At 74.4% G+C, this 10,511-nt stretch carries 1 protein-coding gene; it reads left to right on the forward strand.

Annotated elements, in window-relative coordinates:
* Positions 1–10,511: SDR family NAD(P)-dependent oxidoreductase (locus AB0J08_RS39640; protein WP_360644405.1), on the forward strand; the 10,511-nt coding region annotated here is incomplete at both ends.

Here is a 10,511-nt window from a genome sequence, read left to right on the forward strand (position 1 = left end):
GGGATCGGCAACTCCGGCAGCGTCGCCTCCGGCCGCCTCTCCTACACCTTCGGCTTCGAGGGCCCGGCGGTGACCGTGGACACCGCCTGCTCGTCCTCCCTGGTCGCCCTGCACTGGGCGGTCCAGGCCCTGCGCTCCGGCGAGTGCGACCTGGCCCTGGCCGGCGGCGTGACCGTCATGGCCACCCCGGGCACCTTCGTGGAGTTCTCCCGCCAGCGCGGCCTGTCACCCGACGGACGCTGCCGGGCGTTCGCGGCCGGTGCCGACGGCACCGGCTGGGGCGAGGGCGTCGGCATGCTCCTCGTCGAACGCCTCTCCGACGCCCGCCGCAACGGCCACCCCGTCCTCGCCGTGGTCCGCGGCTCGGCCATCAACCAGGACGGCGCCTCCAACGGCCTCACCGCCCCCAACGGCCCCTCCCAGCAACGCGTGATCCGCCAGGCCCTGACCAACGCGGGCCTCACCCCCTCGGACGTGGACGCGGTCGAGGCCCACGGCACCGGCACCGCGTTGGGCGACCCGATCGAGGCCCAGGCGCTGCTGGCCACCTACGGCCAGGACCGGCCGGCCGACAAGCCGCTCTGGCTGGGTTCGGTGAAGTCCAACATCGGCCACACCCAGGCCGCCGCCGGCGTCGCGGGCGTCATCAAGATGGTGATGGCGATGCGCCACGGCGTACTGCCCCAGAGCCTGCACATCGACGCCCCGTCCCCACACGTCGACTGGACCGAAGGCGCGGTCGAGCTCCTCACCCAGGCCCGGGAGTGGCTCCCGGGCGGCGACCGGCGCCGGGCCGGCATCTCCTCCTTCGGCGTCAGCGGCACCAACGCCCACGTCATCATCGAGCAAGGCGAACCCGATACCACTGCCGGGCACGAGGGCGAACTCCCGCTGGTGCCCTGGCTGGTGTCTGCCAAGGACGCCGCCTCGCTGGCCGCGCAGGCCGCACGGCTCGCCGACTGGGCACTACAGGACGGGACTTCGCCGACCCTGGTCGGCGCGGCGCTCGCGGGCGACCGCGCGGTGCTGGAGCACCGCGCGGTGATCATGGGCACCGACCGGGACGAACTGATCGCCGGACTGCGGGCGTTGGCAGCGGACGAGGACGCAGCCGGCGTGGTGACCGGTTCGGGCGCGGGTGGGCGGCTTGCCTTCCTGTTCGCCGGACAGGGGAGCCAGCGGGTCGGCATGGGTGCCGACCTGGCTTCCGCCTTCCCGGTGTTCGCGAGCGCGTTGGACGAGATCTGCCAGGTGCTGGACCCGCTGGTGGGCCGGTCGCTGCGCGAGGTGATGTTCGAGGACGCCGACGGCGTGCTGGGCGAGACCGGGCTGACGCAGCCCGCGCTGTTCGCCTTCGAGGTCGCCCTCTACCGCCTGCTGGAGTCCCTCGGCATCCGCGCGGACGTGCTGGCCGGGCACTCGGTCGGCGAGATCGCCGCCGCACACGTCGCCGGGGTCTTCGACCTGACCGACGCCTGCACCCTCGTCGCCCACCGCGCCCGCCTGATGCAGGCCCTCCCGGCCGGCGGGGCGATGCTCGCCATCGCCGCCACCGAGACCGACGTCCTCGCATTGCTCGCCGGACACGAGGCCGAGGCGGGGATCGCCGCCGTCAACGGGCCCGCTGCCGTGGTCGTATCCGGCACCGAGGCGGCGATCGCCGCCATCGAGGCACAGACCACCGCGCGCACCAAGCGCCTGCGCGTCTCCCACGCCTTCCACTCCCCGCTCATGGACCCGATGCTCGCCGACTTCCGTGCGGCACTGGCCGACATCGTCTTCCACGAGCCGACCATTCAGGTCGTCTCCAATCTCACCGGCCACCTCGCCGAACCCGGCCAACTCACCACCCCCGACTACTGGGTGAACCACGTCCGCCAGGCCGTCCGCTTCGCCGACGGCGTCACCGCCGCCCGTGCCACCGGCGCCACCGTCCTCGTCGAACTCGGCCCGGACGGCACGCTCACCGGCCTGGCCCAGCAGACCCTCGACAGCGGCGAGACGTTCGTCCCCACCACCCGCAAGGACCGCTCCGAGACCCGCACCCTCCTCGAAGCCCTGGGCCGGCTCCACACCATCGGCATCGCGGTGGACTGGGCGACCTACTTCGCCCCCGCCGGGTCCGGCCGCGTCGAGCTGCCCACCTACGCCTTCCAACGCCGGCGCTACTGGCTCCAAGGCTCCGCCGGCATTGGCGACCTCACCGCAGCCGGCCTCGGCACGGTCGACCACCCGTTGCTCAGCGCCCTCGTTCCCGCCCCGCAGTCCGGTGGCCTCATCCTGATCGGCCGGCTCTCCCCCGCCGCCCAGCCCTGGCTCGCCGACCACGAGGTCAACGGCGCGATCATCCTGCCGGGCACGGCGTTCCTCGAACTCGCCCTCCAGGCGGGCGAGGAGGCCGGCACGCCGGTCGTGGAGGAACTCACCCTGCGCGCGCCACTGGTCCTCGCGGCCGATGGCAACCGCCAGGTGCAGGTCCTGGTCGGCGCCGCCGACGGAAACGGCGTCCGGGCGGTGGCCGTCCACTCCCGGGCCGAGGCCGACCCGACCTCGCCGTGGACGCTGCACGCCGAGGGGTCGCTGAGCACCACCACCGCCCCGGCCCCCGAGGCCGACCCGGCCGTCTGGCCGCCGGCCGACGCCACCGCCATCGACGTCACGGACGCCTACGACCTGCTGCTCGCCCGCGGCTACGCCTACGGCACCACCTTCCAGGGCCTGCAGGCCGCCTGGCGGCACGGCGAGGACGTGTACGCCGAGGTCGCGCTGCCCGAGCAGGCCCACTCCGACGCCCGTCGCTTCGGCCTGCACCCGGCCCTGCTCGACGCCGCGATGCACGCCCAGCTGGTCGACGGCGGCAAGGGCGGCGATGGTGGCACCGTCCTGCCGTTCTCCTGGACCGGGGCCCGTCTGCACTCGGCCGGGGCCGCCGCCGTCCGGGTCCGGATCTCGCCGGTGCGCGATGGCGCCATCGGGCTGGCGATCTCCGACGCCACCGGCGCTCCGGTGCTCGCCGTGGACTCCCTGGCCGTCCGTCCGGTCACGGCCGACCAGCTCGCCGGGGCCCGCGCCGACCGACCGGAGTCGCTGTTCCGGGTCGCCTGGACCCCGCTCACCGGCGCTGCCGTCGTCGAGGGCGAGCTGCCGGACCTCACCGAGGCCCGTGCCGCCGTCGACGCGGGGGCCGACGCGCCCGAGACGGTGGTGTACGCGCCGACCACGTCCGAGTCCCTGCGTTCCGACGTCCTGCAGTCCGTGCACGGCACCGCCGTCGGCGCGCTGAACGAGATCCAGAGCTGGCTGGAGGACAAGCGGTTCAGCGCCTCGCGCCTGCTCGTGGTCACCCACGGCGCGGTGAAGACCGACACCGACCAGGACCTCGACCTCGCCCAGGCGCCGGTCTGGGGCCTGGTCCGTGCGGCCCAGGCGGAGAACCCGGGCCGGTTCGTCCTGGCCGACTCGGACGGAACCGACGAGTCCCGGCGCGCCCTCGCCACCGCGGCCGCCGCCGGCGAGCCGGAGCTGGCCCTCCGGGCCGGCGAGCTGCGCGTCCCGCGTCTGACCCGGGCCACCCCGGACATCGACGCCCCCGCCTGGGACCCTCAGGGCACCGTGCTGATCACCGGCGGCACCGGCGGCCTGGGCGCGCTCACCGCCCGCCACCTCGTCACCGCCCACGGCGTCCGGCACCTGCTGCTCGCCAGCCGCCGGGGCGCCGCCGAAACGGCCCTACTCGACGAGCTGGCCGCGCTGGGCGCCGACGTCCGGGTCGAGGCCTGCGACGTCGCCGACCGCGAGGCGCTGGCCGCCCTGATCGCCTCAGTGCCGGCCGCGCACCCGCTCACCGGCGTCGTCCACGCGGCCGGCGTCGCCGACAACGGCCTGATCGGCTCGCTCACCTCCGAGCGCCTCGACGGCGTCTTCGGCCCGAAGGCGGACGCCGCCTGGCACCTGCACGAGCTCACCCGCGACCTCGACCTCGCCGCCTTCGTACTCTTCTCCTCCGCCGGCGGCCTCGTGCTCGCCGCCGGTCAGGCCACCTATGCGGCGGCCAACGTCTTCCTCGACGCCCTGGCCGTGCACCGACGCGGCCTCGGCCTGCCGGCGACCTCGCTCGCCTACGGGCTCTGGGACACCGACACCGGCATGGGGCGCCACCTGAGCCGCGCCGACCTGGAGCGGATCCGCCGCCAGGGCCTGCCCGCGCTGACCACCGATGAGGGGCTCGCGCTGTTCGACGCCGGCCTGCGGGTGGACGCCGCCGTTCTGGTCCCCGTCCGGGTCGACACCTCCGGTCTGCGCTCGCGCGGTGACGCCCTCCCCGCGCTGCTGCGCGGCCTGGTGCGCTCCCCCGCCCGCTCGGCGGCCCGGCGCGCCGGTTCCTCGGCGCTCGCCCAGCGCCTCGCCGGTCTCGGCGAGGCACAGCGGGCCGACGCCCTGCTGGACCTGGTCCGTGAGAGGGCCGCCGCCGTCCTCGGTCACAGCTCGACCGGGGCCGTCCCCGGCGACCGGGCCTTCAAGGACCTCGGCTTCGACTCGCTGCTCGCCGTCGAACTGCGCAACCAGCTGAACGAGGCCAGCGGCCTGCGCCTGCCGGCCACTCTCGTCTTCGACTACCCGACCGCCGCCGCCGTCGCGGAGTACCTCCAGGGCGAGCTGCTCGGCGACCGGGCGGCCGGGGCGACGGCCGTCGCCGCCGTCCGTGCCGGGGACGAGCCGATCGCGATCGTCGGCATGGCCTGCCGCTACCCCGGCGGGGTGGCCTCACCGGAGGACCTGTGGCAGCTGGTCGCACAGGGCCGGGACGCCGTCGCGGACTTCCCGACCGACCGCGGCTGGGACATCGACGGCATCTACGACCCAGTACCCGGCGCGCCCGGCAAGACCTACGCCCGTCAGGGCGGGTTCCTCTACGACGCGGCCGAGTTCGACCCGGCGTTCTTCGGGATCTCGCCGCGTGAGGCGGTCGCCATGGACCCGCAGCAGCGCCTGCTGCTGGAAACCTCGTGGGAGGCGCTGGAGCGGGCCGGGCTGGATCCCGTGGACCTGCGCGGCAGCCGGACCGGCGTCTTCGCCGGTCTGATGTACCACGACTACGGCCTCGGCTCCGCCGCCTCCACCAGTGGCGGCAGCCTGGTCTCCGGCCGGGTGTCCTACACCTTCGGCTTCGAGGGTCCGGCGGTGACGGTGGACACGGCCTGCTCGTCGTCCCTGGTGGCGCTGCACTGGGCGGCGCAGGCGCTGCGCTCGGGCGAGTGCGACCTGGCGCTGGCCGGCGGTGTGACGGTGATGTCGACCCCGGGCATGTTCGTGGAGTTCTCGCGCCAGCGCGGCCTCGCGGCCGACGGCCGGTGCAAGGCCTTCTCCGCCGATGCCGACGGCGCCGGCTGGGCCGAGGGTGCGGGTGTGCTGCTCGTCGAGCGGCTCTCCGACGCCCGCCGCAACGGCCACCAGGTCCTCGCGATCGTCAAGGGCAGCGCACTGAACCAGGACGGCGCCTCCAACGGTCTCACCGCCCCCAACGGCCCGTCCCAGCAGCGCGTCATCCGGCAGGCCCTCGCCAACGCCGGCCTGTCGGCCGCGGACGTGGACGTGGTGGAGGCGCACGGGACCGGTACGACGCTGGGTGACCCGATCGAGGCGCAGGCGCTGCTGGCCACCTATGGCCGGGAGCGTTCACCGGAGAAGCCGCTCTGGCTCGGCTCGTTGAAGTCCAACATCGGGCACGCACAGGCGGCGGCCGGCGTCGGCGGCATCATCAAGATGGTGATGGCCATGCGCAACGGTGTCCTCCCGCGCACCCTGCACGCCGAGCAGCCCTCCCCGCACATCGACTGGACGACGGGCGCGGTCGAACTGCTCACCCAGGCCCGACAGTGGGGCAACCAGGGCGCGCCGCGCCGCGCGGCCGTCTCCTCCTTCGGGATCAGCGGCACCAATGCCCACGTCATCCTGGAGCAGGGCGAGCCGGAGACCCCTCCGGTCAGTGCGGGCGAACTTCCGCTGGTGCCTTGGCTGGTGTCGGCGAAGAACCTCGAGGCGTTGCGCGCCCAGGCCGAGCGGCTCGCCGCGTGGGTGACGCCGGAGGTCTCCCCCACGGCGGTCGGCGCGGAGCTGGCGGGACACCGGACGGTGCTGGAGCGGCGTGCGGTGGTCGTGGGTGCGGACCGGGAGGAACTGGTCGCGGGGCTGCGGGCGTTGGCCGTGGACGGTGGGATCTCGGGTTCCGGTGCGGGTGGGCGGCTTGCCTTCCTGTTCGCCGGTCAGGGGAGCCAGCGGGTCGGGATGGGTGCCGATCTGGCGGCCGCGTTCCCGGTGTTCGCGAGCGCGTTGGACGAGATATGCGCGGTGCTGGATCCGTTGGTGGGCCGGTCGCTGCGTGAGGTGATGTTCGAGGACGCCGACGGGGTGCTGGGCGAGACGGGGCTGACACAGCCGGCGCTGTTCGCCTTCGAGGTCGCGCTGTACCGGCTGCTGGAGTCGCTGGGGGTTCGCGCGGACGTGCTGGCCGGGCACTCGGTCGGCGAGATCGCCGCCGCCCACGTCGCCGGGGTGTTCGACCTGGCCGACGCCTGCACCCTCGTCGCCCACCGGGCCCGGCTGATGCAGGCGCTGCCGGCCGGTGGGGCGATGCTCGCCATCGCCGCCACCGAGGACGAGGTGCTGCCGCTGCTCGCCGGGCACGAGACGGAGGCGGGGATCGCTGCCGTCAACGGGCCCGCCGCCGTGGTGGTTTCGGGTTCCGAGGCGGCGATCGCCGCCATCGAGGCGCAGACCACTGCGCGGACCAAGCGGCTTCGCGTGTCCCACGCCTTCCACTCGCCATTGATGGACCCGATGCTGGCCGACTTCCGGGACGCCACCGGCACGGTGACCTTCCACGAGCCGACTCTGCCGGTCGTCTCCAACGTCACCGGTCGCCTGGCCGAGACCGGTCAACTCACCAGCGTTGACTACTGGGTGGACCACGTCCGCCAGGCCGTCCGCTTCGCCGACGGCGTCACCGCCACCGAAGCGGCGGTGTTCCTGGAGATCGGCCCCGACACCACCCTCACCGGCCTCGCCCAGCAGACCCTCGACGGCGGCGACGAGACGTTCGTCCCCACCACCCGCAAGGGGCGTGACGAGACCCGCAGTGTCGTCGAAGCCCTCGCCCGGCTCCACACCGTCGGCATCGACGTCGACTGGAGCACCTACTTCTCCCCCGTGGAGTCCGGCCGGGTCGAGCTGCCCACCTATGCCTTCCAGCGGCAGCGCTACTGGCCCGAGACGCTGGCCGACGGCGGCGACGTCACCGCCGCCGGGCTGGCCGCGATCGACCACCCGCTGCTCAGCGCGGCCACCGAGCTGGCCGACGGCGAGCAGGTGGTCTTCAGCGGCCGTCTCTCGCTGGCCGCCCAGCCCTGGCTCGCCGACCACGCCGTCAACGGCACCGTCATCCTCCCCGGCGCCGCCCTCGCCGAACTCGCCATCCGGGCCGGTCAGGAGGTCGGCCTCCCGCTGCTGGACGAACTCACCCTCCAGGCGCCGTTCGTGGTCCCGGCCGAGGGCACCGTCCAGGTCCAGCTGGTGGCCGCCGCCGAGGAGTCGGGCCGCCGCACGCTGACCGTCCACTCCCGCGTGCAGGACGCCGCCGACTGGACCGAGCACGCTCAGGGCGTGCTGGCCCCGGCCGCCGACGCTCCCGCCTTCGACCTCGCCACCTGGCCGCCGGCCGGCGCCACCCCGGTGGACGTGGCAGGCCTGTACGACGACATGGCCACGATGGGCCTGGACTACGGCGACACTTTCCAGGGCCTCACCGCCGCCTGGAAGCTGGACCGCGAGATCTACGCCGAGATCACCCTGCCCTCCGCCGCCCAGGCGACCGCCGCCCGGTTCGGCCTGCACCCCGCCCTGCTGGACGCCGCCCTGCACGCCGTCGCGCTCGGTGACTTCCTGCCCGGCACGGAGCCCGGCCGCCCCTACATGCCGTTCGCCTGGCACCGGACGGCCCTGCACGCGGTCGGTGCGACCGGTCTGCGGATCAAGGTCGGCCCCGCCCGCACCGGCGAGTCCGTCACGCTGGCGATCGCCGACGGGGACGGCTCCCCCGTCGCGGAGATCGGCGCGCTGAACCTCCGCCCGCTCAGCACCGCCCAGCTGCGGGCCGCCCTGGGTAATGACGCGCTGTTCCACGTGAGTTGGCCGACCAGTCCGTCCGGTACAGCCACCGACCCCGGGCAGTACCGGGAGCTGGACTCGCTCGCCGACACCGAGCCGGTGCCGGACTGGGTCTACGTGCTGTGCCCGCCGTCCGATCCGACGACGGAGGTGCCCGCCGCGCTGCGCCAGACCACCGAGCGGGTGCTGGCAGCCGTCCGGAGGTGGCTGGCCGACGAGCGTTTCTCCTCCTCCCGCCTCGTCGTGATCACCCGGCATGCCGTGGTCACGGACCCGGCCGCCGAGATCGATCTCGGCCACGCCCCCGCCTGGGGTCTGGTCCGGGCCGCACAGGCCGAGAACCCCGGCCGCTTCGTGCTCGCCGACCTCGACGGCAGCGCCGAGTCCTGGCAGGCCCTCGGGGCAGCAGTCGCGACCGAGGAACCCGAACTGGCCCTCCGCACGGGCGAACTGCGCGTCCCCCGGATGACCCGTGCGGCCACCGGTTCCGACGCGCCCACCCTCGACCCTCAGGGCACCGTGCTGATCACCGGCGGCACCGGCGGCCTGGGCGCGCTCACCGCCCGCCACCTCGTCACCGCCCACGGCGTCCGGCACCTGCTGCTCACCAGCCGGAGCGGCCTCGACGCCCCCGGCGCGGCCGCGCTGGCCGAGGAACTAACCGGACTCGGCGCCGAGGTCACCGTCACGGCCTGCGACGTCGCGGACCGCCCCGCCCTCGCCGAGCTGCTCGACACCGTGCCGGCCGAGCACCCGCTGACCGCTGTCGTGCACGCCGCCGGCGTCGGCGACAACGGACTCGTCGGCGCGCTCACCGAGGAACGACTCGACCGGGTGTTGCGCCCCAAGGCCGACGCGGCCTGGCACCTGCACGAGCTCACCCGCGACCTCGACCTCGCCGCCTTCGTGCTGTTCTCCTCGGTCGGTGGCTTCCTGCTGCCGGCCGGCCAGGCCAACTACGCGGCGGCGAACGTCTTCCTGGACGCGCTGGCCTTCCACCGCCACGCCCGGGGCCTGCCGGCCACCTCGCTGGCGTTCGGCCTCTGGGACACCGACACCGGGCTGAGCCGCTGGCTCGGCCGGGCCGACCTCGACCGGGTACGGCGTCAGGGTCTTCCCGCGCTCACCGTGGCCGAGGGCCTCGCCCTGTTCGACGCCGGCCTGCGCGCCGACACTCCGGGACTGGTCGCCGCCCGGGTCGAGACGGCCGCGCTGCGCTCGCGCGGCGACGCCCTCCCGGCTCTGCTGCGGGGCATGGTCCGAACCCCCGCACGCCCGGCCAGCCGAGCCGGTTCACAGCAGCTGGTGCGGCGCCTCGCCGGGCTCGACCAGGCGGAGCGCGTGCGGATCCTGCTCGCCCTCGTCCGCGAGAAGGTCGCCTCGGTGCTCGGCCACGCCTCGGCCGAGGCCGTCCCCGCCGGTGAGGCCTTCCAGAACCTCGGCTTCGACTCACTGAGCGCGGTCGAACTGCGCCAGCAGCTCAACGAGGCCACCGGGCTCCGCCTCCCGGCGACGCTCGTCTTCGACTACCCGAACGCGCGGGCCGTCACCGACCACCTGGACGGCGAACTCACCGGCACCCTGGCCAAGACCGACGCTCCCGTCGCCGTCCGTGGCGCGGGCGACGACGAGCCGGTCGCGATCGTCGGCATGGCCTGCCGCTTCCCCGGCGGGGTCGGCTCCCCGGAGGAGCTGTGGCGCCTGGTCGCCGGCGGCTCGGAGGCGCTCGGCGAGTTCCCGACCGACCGTGGCTGGGACCTGGAACGGCTCTACGACCCCAACCCGGAGACCATCGGCACCACGTACGCGCGCCACGGCGGATTCCTGTACAACGCCGGTGAGTTCGACCCGGCGTTCTTCGGGATCAGCCCGCGTGAGGCGCTGGCGACCGACCCGCAGCAGCGTCTGCTGCTGGAGACATCGTGGGAGGTCATGGAGCGGGCGGGCATCGACCCGGCCTCGCTGCGCGGCAGCCGGACCGGCGTGTTCGCCGGCCTGATGTACCACGACTACGTGAGCCAACTGTCGGCGGTTCCTGCCGAGTTGGAGGGTCTGATCGGGATCGGCAACTCGGGCAGTGTCGCCTCGGGTCGCCTCTCCTACACCTTCGGTTTCGAGGGTCCGGCGGTGACGGTGGACACGGCGTGCTCGTCGTCGCTGGTCGCCCTGCACTGGGCGGTACAGGCGCTGCGCTCGGGTGAGTGCGACCTGGCGCTGGCCGGCGGTGTCACCGTCATGGCCACCCCCGGTGTCTTCGTGGAGTTCTCCCGCCAGCGGGGTCTGTCGCCGGACGGGCGCTGCAAGGCGTTCGCGGCCGGGGCGGACGGCACCGGCTGGGGTGAGGGCGT

This window comes from Kitasatospora sp. NPDC050463 (assembly GCF_040655255.1).
Taxonomy (GTDB): Bacteria; Actinomycetota; Actinomycetes; order Streptomycetales; family Streptomycetaceae; genus Kitasatospora.